Source organism: Arthrobacter echini, from assembly GCF_008107445.1.
Lineage (GTDB): Bacteria > Actinomycetota > Actinomycetes > Actinomycetales > Micrococcaceae > Arthrobacter_D > Arthrobacter_D echini_A.
This window is the reverse complement of sequence record NZ_VSLD01000011.1, coordinates 1-17,390: the sequence shown is the minus strand read 5'-3', so window position 1 is coordinate 17,390 and position 17,390 is coordinate 1. Positions and strand designations below refer to the sequence as shown.

The 17,390-nt window shown below is 63.9% G+C and carries 14 protein-coding genes and 2 pseudogenes; 9 read left to right on the top strand and 7 right to left on the bottom strand.

Translation table 11 applies throughout. From position 1 onward, the window contains the following. Positions 1-56: 56 nt before the first annotated feature. From FQ377_RS13805 to FQ377_RS13765, 9 genes are all read left to right on the top strand, one after another. Positions 57-1,388 (top strand): MinD/ParA family ATP-binding protein, encoded by a 1,332-nt coding sequence (locus FQ377_RS13805; RefSeq protein WP_262364473.1) that lies wholly within the window; start codon positions 57-59, stop codon positions 1,386-1,388. Positions 1,389-1,390: 2 nt separating this feature from the next. After that, positions 1,391-1,951, top strand: a complete 561-nt coding sequence (locus tag FQ377_RS13800) for a hypothetical protein (protein ID WP_148601785.1) — start codon at positions 1,391-1,393, stop codon at positions 1,949-1,951. Continuing rightward, positions 1,948-2,226 (top strand): hypothetical protein, encoded by a 279-nt coding sequence (locus tag FQ377_RS13795; protein ID WP_148601784.1) that lies wholly within the window; start codon positions 1,948-1,950, stop codon positions 2,224-2,226. Before FQ377_RS13800 ends, FQ377_RS13795 begins: the two co-directional genes overlap by 4 nt. A gap of 18 nt (positions 2,227-2,244) precedes the next feature. Next, positions 2,245-2,988, top strand: coding sequence for a DUF8175 domain-containg protein (locus tag FQ377_RS13790; RefSeq protein WP_148601783.1), 744 nt, complete (start codon positions 2,245-2,247; stop codon positions 2,986-2,988). A gap of 124 nt (positions 2,989-3,112) precedes the next feature. Beyond that, positions 3,113-4,675, top strand: a complete 1,563-nt coding sequence (locus tag FQ377_RS13785) for a TrbL/VirB6 family protein (protein ID WP_148601782.1) — start codon at positions 3,113-3,115, stop codon at positions 4,673-4,675. Continuing rightward, the gene (locus FQ377_RS13780) at positions 4,672-6,177 is read left to right on the top strand and encodes an SCO6880 family protein (protein WP_148601781.1); all 1,506 of its coding nucleotides are present in this window, start codon (positions 4,672-4,674) and stop codon (positions 6,175-6,177) included. Before FQ377_RS13785 ends, FQ377_RS13780 begins: the two co-directional genes overlap by 4 nt. Before the next feature lie 240 nt (positions 6,178-6,417). Continuing rightward, on the top strand, positions 6,418-7,662 hold the full coding sequence (locus FQ377_RS13775) for an ATP-binding protein (protein WP_148601780.1): 1,245 nt from the start codon (positions 6,418-6,420) through the stop codon (positions 7,660-7,662). Then, complete coding sequence (locus FQ377_RS13770) at positions 7,659-9,383, top strand: type IV secretory system conjugative DNA transfer family protein (RefSeq protein ID WP_148601779.1); 1,725 nt, start codon at positions 7,659-7,661, stop codon at positions 9,381-9,383. The genes FQ377_RS13775 and FQ377_RS13770 overlap by 4 nt, the downstream gene beginning before the upstream one ends. 74 nt (positions 9,384-9,457) lie before the next feature. Further along, positions 9,458-9,856 carry a DUF4913 domain-containing protein gene (locus FQ377_RS13765; RefSeq protein ID WP_262364472.1) on the top strand — a complete coding sequence of 133 codons (399 nt, stop codon included), beginning with the start codon at positions 9,458-9,460 and terminating at the stop codon, positions 9,854-9,856. A gap of 187 nt (positions 9,857-10,043) precedes the next feature. Here the strand turns inward: FQ377_RS13765 and FQ377_RS13760 are convergent, their stop codons facing one another. From FQ377_RS13760 to mobC, 7 genes and pseudogenes are all read right to left on the bottom strand, one after another. Continuing rightward, the gene (locus FQ377_RS13760; RefSeq protein WP_148601778.1) at positions 10,044-10,793 is read right to left on the bottom strand and encodes a hypothetical protein; all 750 of its coding nucleotides are present in this window, start codon (positions 10,791-10,793) and stop codon (positions 10,044-10,046) included. Between the two features lie 631 nt (positions 10,794-11,424). Next, positions 11,425-11,673: pseudogene (locus FQ377_RS13755) on the bottom strand (transposase); the annotation flags it as partial. 36 nt (positions 11,674-11,709) lie between these two features. Next, positions 11,710-13,086: an ISL3 family transposase gene (locus tag FQ377_RS13750; RefSeq protein ID WP_262364471.1), complete on the bottom strand. Its 1,377-nt coding sequence runs from the start codon at positions 13,084-13,086 to the stop codon at positions 11,710-11,712. A gap of 123 nt (positions 13,087-13,209) precedes the next feature. Continuing rightward, positions 13,210-13,731 (bottom strand): annotated as a pseudogene (locus tag FQ377_RS13745) (ISL3 family transposase); the annotation flags it as partial. Between the two features lie 71 nt (positions 13,732-13,802). Then, positions 13,803-14,990 carry a hypothetical protein gene (locus tag FQ377_RS13740; RefSeq protein WP_148601777.1) on the bottom strand — a complete coding sequence of 396 codons (1,188 nt, stop codon included), beginning with the start codon at positions 14,988-14,990 and terminating at the stop codon, positions 13,803-13,805. A gap of 48 nt (positions 14,991-15,038) precedes the next feature. Beyond that, positions 15,039-16,709, bottom strand: coding sequence for a relaxase/mobilization nuclease domain-containing protein (locus FQ377_RS13735; RefSeq protein WP_148601776.1), 1,671 nt, complete (start codon positions 16,707-16,709; stop codon positions 15,039-15,041). Beyond that, the gene (gene mobC, locus FQ377_RS13730; RefSeq protein ID WP_148601775.1) at positions 16,706-17,014 is read right to left on the bottom strand and encodes a plasmid mobilization relaxosome protein MobC; all 309 of its coding nucleotides are present in this window, start codon (positions 17,012-17,014) and stop codon (positions 16,706-16,708) included. Before mobC ends, FQ377_RS13735 begins: the two co-directional genes overlap by 4 nt. Positions 17,015-17,390 lie beyond the last annotated feature (376 nt).

The window sequence follows — 17,390 nt, the reverse complement described above, 5'->3', positions numbered from 1 at the left end:
CGAGGGAAGAGGGAGGAACTGTGGCCATTAACAAGGCTCTCGTTCAAGCAGTACCGGTGATCAACGCGATCATCAACACCGACAACACCGGTGTGCTGACAATCGACGCCCGGGAGGAAACATTTCAAGCAGAGACCGTCGCACAGCTGCGTAGTCAGCTCATGGCGCGGGTCATCGCCGAAGCCGGGGAGTGTGAGCGTCCGGTACGGGTGTCCACCATGGACGAATCAGGGCTCTCGGGTCTGCTCGTGTCACCGGATGGTGATGTGGAGCAGGAAGAACCGCAGGCGCAGGAACCACGCGATCAGCCGATGCTTGCCGTCCCTGCAGGGGCGGCTGGTGCCGCCACGGTGCCAGCACCCGCACAAGCACCCGCGCCGACTGCACCTGCGGTTCGTGCTTTGGCACCGGCTCCAGTAGAGGCCCCGGCAACTGTTCCGGCGGCGGCTGAAGCTCCGGCGAGTCGCCGCGAGTTGCGGGAGGCTGAGTCGTTCCTGCGGACGCAAGAGGCGAGGTCCGCAGCGACCCATGGTGTGCGGGGGTGGTTGTCGAGGGTGGGGATCCGCACACACCCCTCGGCTAAGGAGCTCTTAGAGCGCGTTGATGCGCAGTTGGTGTCCCAGCATTGGGCTGGGACGCGCACGGTGATGGTCGTGAACCGTAAGGGCGGTGCGAATAAAACCCCGACGGTGATGAATCTCGCGGCCGTGTTCGGCAGGCATGGGGGAGGCGGGGTGCTGGCCTATGACGGGAACCCGGAGGTCGGGACCCTGGGCTGGCGCGCGGAGCAAGGACCCCACACAGCGACGGCGTTGGATGTGCTGGAGAACAGTGGACATCTGCTCTCAACGAGTGCGGTGTATGGGGACGTGTCGGGGTACGTCCATCACCAGAGGGCTGACACGTTCGATGTGCTGCGCTCGGATGACAGCTTGGTCGGCACGCATGTGATGACCGGGGATGATGTGGACCTGATTCATCAGGTGGCCGCGAAGTATTACCGGCTGATCATCATGGATTCGGGCAATGTCGATCGCGGATCGGACTGGGCCAGGATGATCCAGCACACCGATCAACTGGTCGTGCCGACCACGGAGATGGAAGACCGGGCCGAGGCCGCGCTGCTCACGCTGCGGGGGCTGCAGGAACGCGACGAGCACGCTGCACGCCTTGCCGAGAACGCGGTGGTCATCGTCTCCCAGTCCGAGCCGGGGAACACCTCGAGCACGCAGCGGATCGCTGATGGGTTCCGGCCCTTCGTCCGCGCGGTGTGCACCGTCCCGTATGACCCGGCGTTGAAGGCTGGCCTCATCGTGCACGACGATCTGGACTCTCGGACACGTCGGGCGTGGTTGCGTGCCGGAGCAGAAGTGGCTCAAGGCCTATGACCATGACCGAGCAGGAAACGAACCCGTGGATCACCGCCGCGCAGACGCCGGCCTCCACGTTGGCCGCTCCACAGCCGTCGGTGGTGTCAGCCCCTGACGCAGGGACCGAACCGGTCCCCGCTGAACAGGCTGGCCTGGCGGTGTTCCTCGCCGCCCATGGCGGGGCCGGTGCCACAGTGTGGGCGTCGGCTTTGGGCGGCCGGGACGGTGGGCTGGTCACCAGCTGGGTGTCCGAGACCGTCACTGGCGGGGTGGTGCTGGTGGCCAGGAGCGCCATCGATGGGATCACGGCCGCGAAGCAGGCCATCGCCCATCACGGGGCGGAGGCCTTCACGTGCGTGCTCGCTGTCGCGGCCGCTCCTGGCCGTGCGCCACGGCTGATCAGCGATGAGCTCAAGATCCTTGCCGGGGCTCTGCCGCTGGTGCAGACCCCGTGGATTCCAACACTGCTGATACGCCGGTCCGTCCTGGTATCAGCGACGGACATTCCCACCAAAGACCTCACCCGCATCACGACCGAGCTCACCCGGGCTGGCGTCACCTTCGAAGGAGAAACACCATGAACCACCTCTCACCGCTGTCCCGGATCGCTGTGCCTTCCGCGCCTCGGCCCATGCCGCAGGGAGTTCAGGACGGGTTGGACACCATCATTTTCTGGGTCCAGACCGTCGGCGGGTCACTGGCCGTCGTAGGTCTGATGGTCCTGGCCATCGGGTTGTTCTTCGCTCACCGCGGCGGTCAGGGCGGGGAGTTCATGGCCAAGGTCGGCTGGTGGGCTGCCGGAGCCTCGCTCCTCGGGCTGGCAGCGATCATCGCCCCGATCTTTCTCGGCCTCTAAAGGAAAGGGAGAGGCCTCGTGAGCGAAACCCCAGAGACCGGAAGCCCAGAAACCGAGAACACGGCACGGGAAGGTGGTGTACGCCCACGGGTCACGTTGTGGGCCTCCATCGCCATTCTCGCTGTTGTGGCGATCATCGCGATCTTCTTGGTCACCAACCCGGTAGAAACCGACGAAGAAGCAGCCACGAAGCCCGAAGGACAGAACCAGCCTGCAGGCTCCGACGGGAGGTGTGATGTTCCTGTCGGGGATACGTCCGCGATGCCCGAGATGCCTGACGATCTGCGCTGGGAAGCAGAGGCCGGGTGGACGTGGCCGGTCTCGGACACGTACGGACCGACACAGGACAAGGACGGCTACGGGGTGTGTTTCGCACGCTCGCCCTTGGGTGCGGCTCTGATGGGGGTGTCGCTGATCGTGGAGTCGAACCTCGGTAGTCAGCCCGAAGCCATCGAGCTCTACGTGATGGAGTCCCCGGGCAAAGAGGTCTATCGCAAGACCTTGGCCGGAGAAGCGCCGGAGACGGACCCTGGTGTGTTCTCCGGGTTCATCGTGGACTCGTTCACCCCGGACGAGGCTCAAATCACCCTCGTCGTGTCGGTCCCGGGTAGCCCCACCGGGTATGCAGGGATCCCGGAGACGTTCCGGTGGGTCGATGGGGACTGGAAGCTCAAAGTCCTCGATGACGGAAACCTGTTCGCCGGGGAGTTCGTGACACCGTCATCGGGAGATTTCATCGCCTGGGGTGATACCAGTGGCTGAGTGCGGCGCTCCTGGTGGTGCCCTTGACTGCGCAAAATTGGTCGCCGGGGCTGCGGTCAATAAAACCGTTGATTCCGGTGCCTCCAGCCTCGGTGAGTCGATGATGGCCGGGTGGGATCTGCTGATGAAGGAATTCCTCACGTCCTGGCTCGACGTCGGGTTGCTGGTGTCCCTGGACGGCAACTCGGTGCGGTGGCTGACGGACCAGCTGGAAGTGATCAGCGTGTTCTTCGCGGTCATCGGGATCATGATTGCCGGCATATGGACGATGCTCCACTTCCGAGGCGACAAAGCCGTCGGCGTAGCCAAGGCCCTGTTCACGGTGATGCTCGTGACGACGCTCGGCACAGCGGTGGTCCAGCTGGTTATCAGGGCTGGAGATCTCTTCTCCGACTGGGTGCTTGCTAACGCCGGGATCACCAGCGGTGGGCTCGGCAATCTCGCTGCGGCTGGTGGAGCGGCGGTGGCAATCAGTCCGGGCTTCGCGATTCTGGCCGGGATTTTCGGGATCATCGCCACCGGTATCCAGTGGCTGATCATGCTGATCCGGGCGACTCTGCTTCCCCTGCTGGTCGCGGTGTGGCCGTTGACGGCCGCTGCGTCGATGATCGCCGGCAGCGAGCAAGCCTTCTCGAAGCTCACCAAGTGGATGATCGCGTTCATCCTCTACAAGCCGGTCGCGGCGATCATCTATGCGTTCGCGTGGCGGCTGAAGTCCGGCGAGGAGGGCCTCGGAGGAGTCCTGAACGGGCTGCTGCTGCTCGTCCTGGCCATCGTTGCCCTGCCTGCTCTGATGCGCCTGATCACGCCGGGGACCTCAGCGCTGGGAGGGGCGGCGGGGGGCTCTATGGCATTGGCAGGGGGTGCGGCGGTGGGTGCTGCTGCGGTCTCGGCCGGAGCGATGATCATCACTGGTGGCGGGTCAGCGGCGGCGACGGCAGGATCGGCTGGGCCTCAGATGATGAGCAAAGGCTCCGCGGCCGCAAGCCCGAGCGCAGGGCCCGGCGCAGGACCAGGTGGCGGTTCGGGTTCCGGGCCTTCTCCTGCAGGAGGCACGCCGACGACTCCGGGGGATTCCAGTGGTTCCGGATCGGCGTTGGCTGCCCCTGCAGGCGGTGCCGGAATCTCCGGTGACACCGGCTCAGCCAGTGGCACCACTGGTGGGCCAGCTGGAGGATCTGGTGCTGGCAGTGCTGTGAGTGACAGCGGCGGAGCGGGCAGCACGGGGATAGATAGTGCTGCTGGCGGAGCGGGGGCCAGCGCTGGGGGTGGCGGGAAGGCTCAAGGTGATGCAGGAGCGGCGGCTCCAGGACTTTCACCTACCGCTGACGGTGCGCCGAGCTCGGGTGGTACGGCCGGAGACAGTGGTGGTGCACGTAATGCCGAGGTCGCATCGGGGACTGCAGCAGCTGGCGACGGGTCTACCTCGAGCGCGCTTGGTGGAACGAGTGCGGCGGGGACGAACGCTGACGACACAGGTGGCGGCAGTGCCGGCACAAGCACTACTGGGACAGCAGCGGGGGCACCGGGGGTCGCGCCGCCTCCGGCGTCGGAGACGTCGGGCGCTGGTCCTCGCCTGGCCTCAGGTAAGGGTGCTGCTGCTGCGCGGTCGGCAACGGAGTCGTTAGGTGGGTCCGTCGCGGACGGTGCCAGGGATGTTAACGGAGAGGATGTGGTTGGCGGATGAGTTCGACTGTGGAGCAGGACAAGTTTGGAAATTGGCTTCAACCAGCATCTCCTGGGCTGTTCGGTCTGAGCCTGGGGGCTCTGGTCGTGTCCGGGGTCGGTCTGATGCTGGTGTTGCTCTCAGTGCTGCGGGGGGCATTCGGGTTGGGCGCGGTGATGCTGGCCATCACGGCGACCGTGGTGGTGCTGGGGTTGATCAAGTTCGGGGGCTTCACCGTGATGGAGCGGGTCACGAATCGGGCGTCGTTGCGGGGCCGGCATAAGCGGGGGGAAACGTTCTATGTCACCGGGGCCCTGTCAACGCTGCCGCGTGAGCACTCGCACCGGTTGCCTGGTGCGCTGATGAATGTCGACACGCTCTCGGGCGTCGACGGGTTGGGCCGGGAGTACACGCTGCTGCATCACAAGTCGGTCAAGCAGATCACCGCGGTGTTCGGGTGCACACCGGACGGGGCCGCGATGCAGGAACAGGCGACGATCAACAATCAGGTCTCCCACTTCGGGGCGTGGATCTCATCCCTGAGCGTGGAGGCCGCATTGTCGGGTGCCACGATCGTCGTTGATTCGGCGTCGGAGTCTTCCGCTGGGGTGTGTCAGGCCGCGCGGGAGGATGTCGCACCGAACGCTCCGGCGTTCGCGAAGCAGGTCCTCGATGAGGCTGTGGGCACATTGCCGGCGCGCACGTCGGTGCTGAACGTGTATGCGTCCCTGGTGTGGGACGCGCCCGCGCTGGGAGCCACGGCGGGTGATTTGTCCCCGGCGGTGGCGGAGATCGCTGCGCGTCTGCCGAGTCATTCGCAGATGCTTGCCAGTGCCGGCGCTGGTGCGCCGCGGCCGCTGGTGGAAAAGGATCTGGCCGAGGTCGCGCAGCTGGCGTATCAGCCGTGGCGGGATCAGGAGCTGGCGTTGGATTCGCTGACGGGAATGGGCATGGTCCGGTCCTGGGATCAGGCCGGACCGGAGTTCTTCGATGATTCCCAGGGCCGGGTCGTTTTCCATGACGGGGTGGCGTCGATGACGCTGATGATGACGGTTCCCCCGGAGTCCCAGATCACTGCCCGGTCTTTTGACCGGTTGTTCGGGCCGAACCCGAAATTTCTGCGCAAGCGTGTGGCCATCATGTACCGGCCGATTGATCCGGGCACGGCGGCACGGACGGTGAACCGGTTGGTGCGTACCGCTGACTGGAAGATCAGCACCAGCAGGGGCCGGCCGACCTCGTTCGACAAAAAAGTCAAAGCGGTGGCCGAGAAGACAGAGGAAGAACTGTCCCAGGGTGCCCGGTTGTCGATGTTCTCCCTGATGGTGACGGTCACGTTCGAGGCGAATGAGACCGCGCACCGGGATGCGGTGAATCAGGTCAAGTCGCTGATGAGTCAGCTGTTGATGCCGTACCGGTTCGTCGAGCACGCCGGGTCGGCTGCGTTCCACACCACGCTGCCGTTCGGGGTGCTGCCGTGGAAGTACAGCAACAAGCCGCTCTGGCTCGAGGGGGTCATGTAGATGAAGCACACACGCACCCTGCGGGGTTTGACCGGGTTTGGGGGCGGGAAGTGGGGCAAGGTCCCGCAACCGCCCCGGTGGTATTCGACGTCCGCGCAACTGCCGGGGGTGTACCCGTTCTCGGCCGGGACGTCGCGTCCGAATGTGGGCGCGCCCTTGGGCCGGGACATGAACGTGGGCACAGCGGTCCTGGGAGATATGAAGACCTGGTACGACTCGGGTCTGATCTCTGCGCCGTCGATGATGCTCTTCGGGCTCAACGGCAACGGCAAGTCCTCCTTCGCCCAACGCATGATGTACTCGATGGCCGCCCGCGGGATCGCCCCGGCAATCTTCGACCCGATCAAGAACGAGCACGGCCAGGCCGTGACCCGTATGGGCGGGGACGTGATCCGCATCGGACCTAACAGTGTGCACAAGATCAACCTGTTAGACCTCGGGGCCTTGGGTGATGCCGGTAAGAGCATCGGCGGCACGCTTGGGGCGGAGATGCGCCAGCAAGCGATCGCCAAAGTCGTGGACCTGGTGACCCTCGTGGTGCAGATCAGTCGTGGTCGTCCGCTGGAGGACAGCGAGGACGCGGCCCTGGCCGAACTGATCCGCTCTGTCCTGAACCGGTTCGACGTCCCATGGATGGGCGATCTGCTGGGTGCGTTCAACAGTCCGCCTCCTGAGGTGCTCCACGCCACGGTGTCTGAGGACGCCACCGAGTTCCGGCGGGAGTACCGGGCGCTGCACAAGTCCCTGAACGCGATGCTGACCGGCCCGATGGGAGCCCTCGTCGGGAACAAGGACAGCCTGCGTCTGAGTATCGGCAACCCTGGCGGGTTCTGCTTCGATACCTCCTCCATCCCGGAGTCGAACACCAAACTGCTCTCGGCTGCGATGCTCGCGACGTGGACCATCGGGTTCGCGACCATCGACGCCCACTACGAACTCTCCCGCCACGACCCGTCCATCTACTGGGGCGGGTATCTGGCTGTGCAGGACGAGTTCTGGTATCCGATGCGCGCCTGTGAGGGGATCATCGACCGCGCCGACAGGCTCGGGCGGACCAACCGTGGGCTGGGGATTTCGGAGCTGAAGATCACCCACTCGCCCAAGGATTTCCTCTCACTGCCCAATGAGAAGGACAGGGCGACCGCGAAAGGCTTCACCGAGCGCAGCCCTCTGCTCGGGCTGATGGCCTTGTCGCGGTCCGACCTGGTCGATCTGAGCGACATTCAGCCGATGAACGCCCGCGAGATTGACACGGTGGCCAGCTTCAACGCTCCCCCGTCGTGGAAGCCGGATCTGGATTCGGGCGGTAACCGGTTACCGCCTCCTGGGGCGGGGAAGATTCTGCTCAAAGTCAATGGTCGGGTCGGTATCGCCGTGCAGACCACGTTGACCGCTATCGAACGTGACCATCACATCGCTGATGCGCGCAGCAATACTGCCGTCCGCCAGCGCCCGACCCTGCTGCAGGAAGAGGCGGCCCCATGAGCGCACCAAACCGTAAAGGCAATCAGGACGCGGCCGGTGGGATCATCATGCTCGCCCTCGTCGTCCTGGTCCTCCTGGGACTGTGCGGGATGTGGGCCGCCGTGCACTGGGGATCATCCCTGGCAGGACTACCGGCACCGCCGACGAACATTCGTGACCTGCTCGAAGGCCTCATCCGCGGCACTGTTCCCTGGCCCGTGCAGGCCACCGTCATCGCGATCAGCATGGGGGTCGTGGCGGTAGGAATCGCGATCACCGTCCTGGTGCTGGTGCTCAAGGCCGCGTCGAAGAAAGCCCGGGTCGATAAGGCCGCCCGCTACCTGGGCAAGGGCAAGTCCCTCACCGCGTACACCGAGCGTGGGGCCAAGGCCACCGCGCAGCGCCTGGGCGTCACCGAGAGCAACGGCATCGTCGTGGGTACGGTCATTTCCACGAAGGCGACGTTCTATCAGCCGTGGGAGGACCTGAGCCTGGACATCTGGGGTCCAAGGACCGGTAAGTCAACGTCGCGGATCATTCCGGCGATCCTCGACGCACCGGGTGCTGTGGTGTCGACGTCGAACAAACGCGACGTCGTGGACGCCACCCGCGGGGTCCGTGAAGTCAACGCACCCGCGTGGGTGTTCGATCCGCAGAAAATCGCCCAGGAGGAACCCTCCTGGTGGTGGAATCCGCTGAGCTATGTGACCGATGAGGACAAAGCCGCGCGCTTGACCTCGCACTTCGCCACAGCGTCCCGAGCACCGGGCTCACGCCCGGATGCGTACTTCGATCCGAAAGCCGAGGACCTGCTGGCGTCCTTCTTCCTCGCTGCTGCCCTCGACGGGCGGGACATCACCGCCGTGTATGTGTGGGTGACCGAGCAGATCAACCGGGACCCGGCCGACATTCTCGAGGCCCACGACTACCTGCTGCAGGCCGCTGGGCTGCGCTCCACGATCGGCCTGGCCGATAAGCAGCGCGACGGGATTTTCGGGACCGCCGAGAAGATGATCCAGTGCCTGAAGAACCGCAACACGCTGCGCTGGGTGACCCCGGCCAAGGATGCCTTCGCGGGCAAGAATGCTCGTCAGCACTTCGACCCGCATGCTTTCGCTGACTCGCAGGAGACCCTGTATCTGCTGTCCAAGGAAGGCGTCGGTACGGCGGCACCGTTGACCACGGCGCTGACCGTGGCTGTCGCGGAAGCCCTCGAAGAGCGCGCCGAGCGCATGGGCGGCCGGCTCAAGGTTCCGGCCTTGTTCGCGTTGGACGAGCTGGCGAACGTGGTGAAGTGGGCCGGGCTGCCGGATCAGTTCAGTCACTACGGCTCGCGCGGGATCATCATCATGGCCATCTTGCAGTCCTGGTCTCAGGGTGTGGAGCTGTGGGGGGAGGCGAACATGCGCAAAATCTGGTCGGCCGCGAACATCAAGGTCTACGGCGGCGGCGTGGCCGAGGAAGGATTCCTGCGCGCACTGTCAGACCTGATTGGGGACTACTCGTACAACAGCGTCTCCCACTCCAGCGGTAAGAGCGGCAAGAGCCGGTCCAGGCAGGAAGGCAAGGAGCGGATCTTCGACGTGTCGAACCTCGCCGAGCTCGACCGTGGCCGCGCCGTCGTCCTGGCCTCCGGTACTCCAGCGACACTGCTCAAGACCCGGCCCTGGTACACCGGACCGCATAAGGACAAAGTGCTCGCATCCCAGGCCAAGTACGAACCGGCGAAGATCGCACCATGACAGCGAGGGCGGAGAGCACCATGGCATCGAGAGCTGCCCGGACTGAAAAGAACCCCTTTGGAGGGAGCGAGCCTGTGGCTGACGAGCATGGCGATGAAAGGCCGGTCGGGGAAGAGAAGCCCGAGACGGTCTACGGGTCAGCGGAGGAGTTCCTGCATGACCAGTTGCTGCCCTGCTACCTCCGCGACGTCGACGGGAAAAAAGCCATTTGGTGTGCGAACTGGTATCTGCATCCAGAAGCGATCAGCCGCATCACAGCCCTGTGGAGGGCGTGGGAAGCACTCCGGCTGGAAGCGGACACCGGGATGAGTATCTGGTGGATCCAACACGCAGACCCCACCATGTACGTGCTCCTGAGCACCGACGGCCCGTTCTTCAACTGCGCCGGCAGCCACCGCGCACCGAAACCCATGCACTACGAACTCGCCCCCGCTGGCTGGTTCCCCGATGAACGCCTCGATACATCCCGATAATCCGCCGCTTGACGAATATAGGAGCATCTCCCGTTCGTGAAGAGCCCCTTAGATGCGATGAGCCACTAATCCTCCCGCCGCTGAGAAAGCGAATTTACGGAAATCGTAGCGCAACAAAATCCAAAGGCAGCAACTACATAAACCCTTGGACTTTGTTGTGTTTTGTTACCTAAGTAACAACCTCTGTCTAACTTCTATTTATGGCGTGTACTTGAACCTCCAACTTAAGCATCTCTCTCGGGAACTTGCTCAATATCGCAGCAAGTTCATAGCCAAGATGGGTCAATGCGAGACGTCGATAAACTACACCATCTGCACTCATGCCGGCGCCAGTGATGTACCGATGTGCAGGGTTGATAGCTTCGATAGCGGCGTCTAAGCGTGCAAGGTCGTCCGCAGTCCACGGACTCTGGTAAACACGCAAGCTGTCCCCATACAGAGGTAGGAGGACTTCTCTAGCCAATGATGTATTGGTGGCTGAAACCACCAATTCTTCTTCCCCATTGGATGCTACGCGATGAAATCGCCAAAGCATGATTCCAGCATCAAATAGAGGAGTCTCAATGGCTCGCTTGGCTTCATCCATCATTCGTGACGAGAGTGCTGCCGACTTTAGAGGGGATAGTTCAATTGAGGGAACTGAAGCTACGTCCGAAACGGTGTTGACATGCAGTTCATGATCAACCCATAGCCCAGTGACCATCACCCTCCTACCAATTCGTTCACTCAGCTCTTCATTTTGTGAACTATCTGTCAACAGGAGCAAGACGACAGGTGCCGAGGCTGGAAGAACATCGTCTTCCCACCACAATTCTTCGTGCCACCACACCAGCCCGAGTCGTTTCTGCTGCACCCGCACGAGACGCCCAGAGGCCTCCGCCTCTTGACCGTCGACCAGAGCCAAATGATCGAGCCATGAGCCCCTCAAATTATCCACAGCTACTCCTTTAGTCACTTTAGGGACGCTTCACCTCCAACATGACCCCGTATCGCCTCGGAACCACGTTGACCGTGTACCGATCACGGCACTGGTAGGAAACAATGTCGGTGTACCTGGCGGCTAGGTAGCCTCCTCTTCGCATACATGTATTAACGTCACGGTAGATGGTGTCGTCCCATGGAATCCAGTACAGATTGTGGTCCATGGGGGCGTACTCTCCGTCATAGACCGCATTGGAACTCGCGGCGACCGTAGCCGTGGTAGCCGTAGGCGCGCTGGCCGAAGCGGCCGGCATGAAGGACGAGAGGCTCATGACAGCTACGAAGCCTGCGGCGACTATCCCTCGAGCAGTGGGGTGATTCATGGCGTACTCCTTAGGTACTTGAAAGCCCTGCCTACTGGCTGAAGCATGCGCTCAGCCTAAGACGCTCACAAATGTATTATCAATAGCTTTCAACTAGATTCATCACAATTTTTTGGGCAACTTTTGCGCTTGACGGCTTACCCAGAAGCGCTGCGCATGCCAGCAAACGAGAGCCTGAGCCGGATCGTCCGACTAGTCTGCTCGGCGGGAAGTGCAAGGGCAGGGAAGGACACGCCAGGTGAGCGCGAAGCTGTAAGGGGCTCTTCACGAACGACGGTGTAGCGCACGTCTAAATCCGCCGGATTCGAGCAGGGATCGGGCAATGTAGTTGGTGAGGTTTCGGAAGCCGAGGGCTGAGCCGCGGAGGTGTTCGAGCCGTCCATTGATGGCCTCTGTTGGGCCGTTACTGGTGCCGGGTCGGTCGAAGAACGCCAGTACGTCAGCAGCTCGCTGTTTCAGGGTCCGGCCGAGCCTGCGGATTTCGGTCCGCGCGGCAGGGACGCCCCTGGTGACCGCGTCGATGACCGCCTGCATCATTTCCGGCTCTTCTTACTTGAGGTGGGGGTGGGCGAGTCCGCCGCCGATGAGGAGCATGCGTAGGCGGTAATTGTCGCGGTTGCGGAAGCCTCGGGCGACGCGCCGGTGGAGCTCGATGAGCCCGTTCACGGCCTCAGTGCCGCCGTTATTCGCCCGGTTCGTCGCGAAGTACGCCAGGAATGCCTCCCGCCACCGCTTCAGAGTTCTCCCGAGACGCGCGATCTCCGGGATCGGGCAGGTCGGGAAGGAGTCGAGGATCTGCTCGGCGATCTTGTGCCCCTCAGTCGGGTTGGGGTGCCGGTACGCGGAGCGGAGCTGCTGCGCGCATGACCACGCAACATAGACAGGCAGGTGCGCCTCCTCGTTGGAGGTGATGGCTTTGTCGAACCTTGCCTTTTGTTTGTCGGTGAGCTTTTCGACACCTGCACGTAGGAGGTTCTGAATTCCGTAGAGCGGATCACCCTTGCGTCCGCGATGACCCAGGGTTTCTTGCTGGATCCGACGCCGGCACTCATCGACGGCTGCGGTGCCGAGTTTCACGACATGGAAGGCGTCCAGGACCGCGACGGCATCCTCGAGCTGGTCATCGATCGCGCTCTTGTAACCCTGGAACGGATCCAAGGCTGCAATTTTCACCCCGGCCCGGAAGCTCTCGCCACGCTCGGTGAGCCAGTCGGCGTAGGCCCTCTGCGACCGTCCCGGAACCAGATCCAACAGCCTCGCGCGGACGCGGCCCTTGCTGTCGCGGGTCAGATCCACCATCCCAGTCAGTTCTTTCGGTCCACGCCCACCCTCACCGATCGGCTTGGTGGAGACGTGATGCCAGATGTGCTCATCCACGCCCAGAGTGGTGACGTTCTCGAACTGTGCCGGGTCAGCAGCCATCGCCTCGAGTAACGGCACGATGGAACGCCAGACGGTCCGCCACGTCGTGCCGAGCTGTCGTGCCACGCCTGCGACGGAGGCGTGCTCGCGGCGCAACTGGCCAATCGCCCACCAACACGCCCGGCTCGTGAGCAACGCCCGCGGGCCAGCAAGGTCCTCGTGCTGCTCCGTGAACGATCGCGTCGAGCACTGCTCCTGCGCGCAGCGCCAGGTGCGTTTGCGCCAGATCAGCCGGACGGGCCGCCCGAAGCACGGCACGTCGATCAAGCTGACATCACGTCTGCCGTGACTGTCCGCCACGACACCGCACCCGCGACAGCCCACCGCTCCGGCAGGTGATTCGACGACCGCCAGGACTACGCCGGCGTGCTCGCTGACGTCGATGACGTGGAAACCGGTGAGACCGACGAGCAGATCACACCGTGGGCAGTAACACGACGAGGTAGAGGACGAGGGTGGTGCAGAAGGTGGGCGTGCGCGGTCGCACGCCGTAGGCTCGGTCATTGTCGAGGCCTTCCGGGTTGAGCGGCTTAGTCACTGCCGATCTTGGAAGGTCTCGGCCTCTTTCGCCACTCAAGCACTCACGCCGTGCCGCCCGGGCGCCCCCACCTCAAGTAAGAAGAGCCTCATTTCCTTGACTTGTCTCTTGTCGGGTGCCCGGTACACGGCGACGATCCGTTGATAGATGCCCCAGGTTGCCTCGACCTCGAGGTGTTCCTCGGTCGCAAAGACGGCCTGCAATCGCGCGTTCTGTTTGTCGGTGAGCAGACCGGCGCCGGTACGCAAGGTCCTCCAAGCCCGGTAGAGAGGGTCACCGGCCCGGCCCCGGTGTCCGAGTGTGGCCTGTTGGATGCGTTGCCGGCACCAGTCCAGCCCGTCCCCGGCGAGCCGGACAACATGGAACGGATCCATGACAGGGATTGCGTCAGGAAGTTCCTCGGAGGTCGCGGTCTTGAACCCGGTGAACCCTGGGGGTACTCCCGTGTGCGGAGGTACCATCGCGACGACTTCCACCGAGTCCCGCCACGCTTGCGGTCGGCCCTGAAGCTAGTCCTTGAGGATCTGCTTGGAGCGGCCCTCGACCATGTCCAGCAGCCGTGCCGGGTCTGTCTTGGTGCGGATTGGGGTGAGATCAATGACCACGCTGAGCATAGCGCCGACGACTAGCCGGTAGGAGTCGACCAGCGTGAGCTTCCGACAGATCTCGTATAGCTAGTTCTCTAGCGTGTGGGGCCTCCCTTGGTGGAGTGACGCCCGACGCCTGTGGTGGGCCTCTTGGTGGGTTGCTTCGGCTTCTTGGTTGTTGCCCGTACAGCTTCGCGAGGGTGCCTTCCCTGGTCGGTGGCGGCGATGAGCCGGCCCCTGATTTCCTCGGGTGTCCCGGTGCCTTCGAGCTTGGTCGCGAACTCTGCCCGGTGCTTGGGTGAGCCGTACTTTACCGTCGGTGCCACCTCAGCCGGCGCGGTGTCCCTAGGAGCATTAGAGACGTCTTTGAGTACCTCGTTCTCGATGTCATGGCCGAGACCGGCGATCCGGTCGAACAGTTCCTTCTCCTTGGCCTCGTAACGCGCTTCGAGGCCCGGGTCGCGGTCCGCGAACCCGCCTTCGGCCAGGACGCGGGCGTCGTGCCAGTCCTTTGCTGCGCTGACGAACTCGGGGTCCTGGAAGAGGGAACTGTCGGTGCCGGAGTAGTTGGCGCCGATCTCTTCGCTGAGCTGGTCGATGGTGGGACCGTTCACGCCGTCTTCGTTCATCAGGTGAACACGTTCGGCCACGATTCGCTCAGCGTCCGTGCGGGCCGCACCCTCCTCGAGGACGTGGGAGCGCTTGAGGGCGTCCAGGAGCTGTGGGTCCGTCAGGTATTCCTGCGGCACCTCCAACCGCTCGACCTCGGTGGCAAGGTCGTGTGCTTCGTTGCGCAACTTCTCGATGTTCGCTGCTGCGATCAATGCCATGGCTTCGGTGTGCTCGCGCATGGCGTTGAGATCAGGGCCGCCCTGCTGCCGGGTGTTGATCGCGTCCTGCAAGAACTCGTTGTCCCCACCCAGGTCGTTGGTGTCGATCCCGTACCGTGTACGGATTTCGTCGTGGATCGTCTTCGTCGCAGCCAACGCTGCCGGGTCGTAGTCCTTCCACGCTTGTGCCGCTTCGTAAGCGCGGGTGACGTGCTCCGCTGAGGCGGTGTCCCACCACCGGGCTTCGTTGACGGGGGCGAGCACGGCGCGCATGTTCGTCCTGTCGGTCGTGACCTGGCGTGCCTCCGTGTACCCGGCCTGGCCGATGGTCTGCTGCTCACGGCGCAGCAAATCCTGCCGGAGACGGGCGATACGTTCGGCCATCTGCCCACCGGCTGCTAAGAGTTGCCGTAGGCCCCGCTCGACCACATCGTCAATGCCTTCTTCACTCATGACTTGCTTCCTCTCTCGTGGATCCTGCTAGGGCCGGACAGGGGGCTTTCACCGCTCGTGGCCGCGCTCTGGTCGTTGGACAGCCGGTGCCCGCGGTGGCCGAATCGGGGTGGGGATTGGTTTGCCGGGGCGCAGGGGCACGAAGCCTTGTGCGGCGATCTGCGCCGGGGTCAGAGGCCCGATGGTCTTCGGTGCCGGCGCAGGTTTTGTGGCCGGTTGTGGTGGGTCGGTGACCTGGTCGCGCATGGTCAGGTAGACCGGGTGTAGCTGTCCCATCATGACCCGGTCGAGGTTGCGGGTTTCCCGTACGGCGCGGGCTTGTTCGTGCATGTCGAACACGGCTCGTGTGCACCGCATCAACTGGGTCAGCAACGCAAGATTCGCAGCCGTCTTGCTCTTGCTACCTGCGGCGAGCACGAGCATCGTGGATCCGGCCAACGAGGGCATCGGTACCGGTTTGGAGTGCTGGCGGTAGTCACGCAGCTGGGCTGTGCGGGAGAGCTCATCGGCCATGGCCGCGTACGGGCCAGGAGTGGTCTCGGTGTGCAGGGACCATGCGGCGAACACACCGGAGGCGTCCCGTGCAGCTTTGGCCCATGTCGCGTGATCGGTGACCGGGATGGACTGCAACCGGTCCGCGTAGTCCCGTGCCTGGGCGGTGTACCTCTCCCACAACTCCGGCCCCTGCGCATGCGCCGGCTCACCGCGCTGGAAGGGCGAGACGGTGGGCACGGTAGTGCGCCGGTTCCGTGCGGCTGCGTTCCACTCTGCTGCTGCCTCGATCGCCCCGTCCGGTGTGTCGGCCCACTGTTCACGCAACTGTCCGAGGCCGAGGTCTTTGGCGAGTTTCCCGCCGCCGTACCAGATGGGCCGCTGCGCTGTCCCGTCACTGTCCCTGGTGGGGCGTTCGGCTACCGAGTAGCCGATGATGACGTCCGTGGTGCCCTTCTCGTAGCGGGGGCGCATGAGCAGACCTGAAGCTCGTCCGGCACGGACGAACTCGGCTTCCGTGTGTGCGCCGGTCGCTGCGGCGCGGACCTTCCTCGACAGCGACGCCCGGTACATCTCCCGCTCATCGCGCGCGGCGGTCTGCGGCTCGGCCCGGTCGAAACCACGACTCGCCCGGAGCGCGGAAAGCTCCTCGAGGCCGTAGCGTTTCTCCAACTCCCGGCACGTGTCCTGGGAGCGCTTGTAATCCCCATGCGTAGATGCTTTCGTGCCGTCCTCCCGCACCAGGGACACCGCGATGTGGATGTGGTGGTTCCCGTTGGTGCTCGGCCCGTGATTGATCGCCGCCCACCGGCACGGGGCCTTGCCGCTGGCCTCGGTGAAGCCCATCGCGTCGACGAACTCGTTGGCGATGTCCCCCCACTCCTGGTCGGTCAGTTCGCGCTCCCCCACCCTCAGACTCAGCGAGCAATGCCACACGTCGGCCTTCTTCTGCCCGTGGTCAGTTCTCTCCTTCGCCACCGGATCCCAGCGCAGGTCCTTCTGGTACACCTCGACGCCGAACTTCTTGTGCGGCTCGTCAAGATGCTTCGCGATCGCCAACGCATCGTCACGATCCAGTACGCCGTTGTCATGCCACGCCATAACCGCCGAATCCCCAGCCACCAGGTGCGGGTCCGCGTGCACGTTCTTCGTCTTATCCGCATCCGTCGATGCCAGATACACGAGCAGTCCGCTCATCCGCGACCCACGGGTGATGTTCGGGATCATGTGTTGATTCCGTCAATAATCAGCTCGATGCGCTGAGCGACTTGGCGCACATACGCCAGTGCTGCCTTCGCATCCTGCGGGAACTCATCCCCGGCGTTCGCGTGACGGGCAATCTGGTTCACGTTGTTCGACACGCTCGCCAGCAACCTATGCAACGCCATCAGCTCAACGATGACCGCCCGGCGCTCCGTCGGTGTCTCCACCGTCTCCGACGTCGCCGCCGCAACCAACAGACGAGGCACCGTCACACCCTCACGCTCAGCACGCACCAGCAACTGAGCTTCCTCCTCAGCGGTAACCCACACCTCACGTCTCTTCTTCGTCCCCGCCGGCCGATTCTCCCGCCGACGCCGACCCAACACAGACCGCCGCGACGACTCCCCCGGCGCGGCAGCGCCCGTGTCATCCGCCTGCGGATCAGACACCGAAACCACCGCCTCTCAAAAGCCCAGCGCAGCGACCCCGGAACCGGGGACCACACTCACCAGTGTGCCCGACTCGCCACACAGTGTCGAGGCCAGTTCACCAGTTACACCGGTGTAACTGTATAGCTTGCTCCGTCTGGGGCTCCGCATGCTCTTCCGAGCGGTCCCGTAGGGCTCGGGGATGTTGACGTTGACTGGGAGGCGCGCAGCACCTCGCTCCGTCTGGGGCTCCGCATGCTCTTCCGAGCGGTCCCGT

What these genes read in the sequence shown, in the direction of transcription:
- FQ377_RS13795 (WP_148601784.1), top strand. Translation starts at nt 1,948, where the DNA reads ATGAACCACCTCTCACCGCTGTCCCGGATCGCTGTGCCTTCCGCGCCT.
- FQ377_RS13735 (WP_148601776.1), bottom strand. Translation starts at nt 16,709, where the DNA reads ATGATCCCGAACATCACCCGTGGGTCGCGGATGAGCGGACTGCTCGTG.
- FQ377_RS13780 (WP_148601781.1), top strand. Translation starts at nt 4,672, where the DNA reads ATGAGTTCGACTGTGGAGCAGGACAAGTTTGGAAATTGGCTTCAACCA.
- FQ377_RS13800 (WP_148601785.1), top strand. Translation starts at nt 1,391, where the DNA reads ATGACCGAGCAGGAAACGAACCCGTGGATCACCGCCGCGCAGACGCCG.
- FQ377_RS13785 (WP_148601782.1), top strand. Translation starts at nt 3,113, where the DNA reads ATGAAGGAATTCCTCACGTCCTGGCTCGACGTCGGGTTGCTGGTGTCC.
- FQ377_RS13750 (WP_262364471.1), bottom strand. Translation starts at nt 13,086, where the DNA reads ATGACCGAGCCTACGGCGTGCGACCGCGCACGCCCACCTTCTGCACCA.
- FQ377_RS13740 (WP_148601777.1), bottom strand. Translation starts at nt 14,990, where the DNA reads ATGAGTGAAGAAGGCATTGACGATGTGGTCGAGCGGGGCCTACGGCAA.
- FQ377_RS13770 (WP_148601779.1), top strand. Translation starts at nt 7,659, where the DNA reads ATGAGCGCACCAAACCGTAAAGGCAATCAGGACGCGGCCGGTGGGATC.
- FQ377_RS13775 (WP_148601780.1), top strand. Translation starts at nt 6,418, where the DNA reads ATGATGCTCTTCGGGCTCAACGGCAACGGCAAGTCCTCCTTCGCCCAA.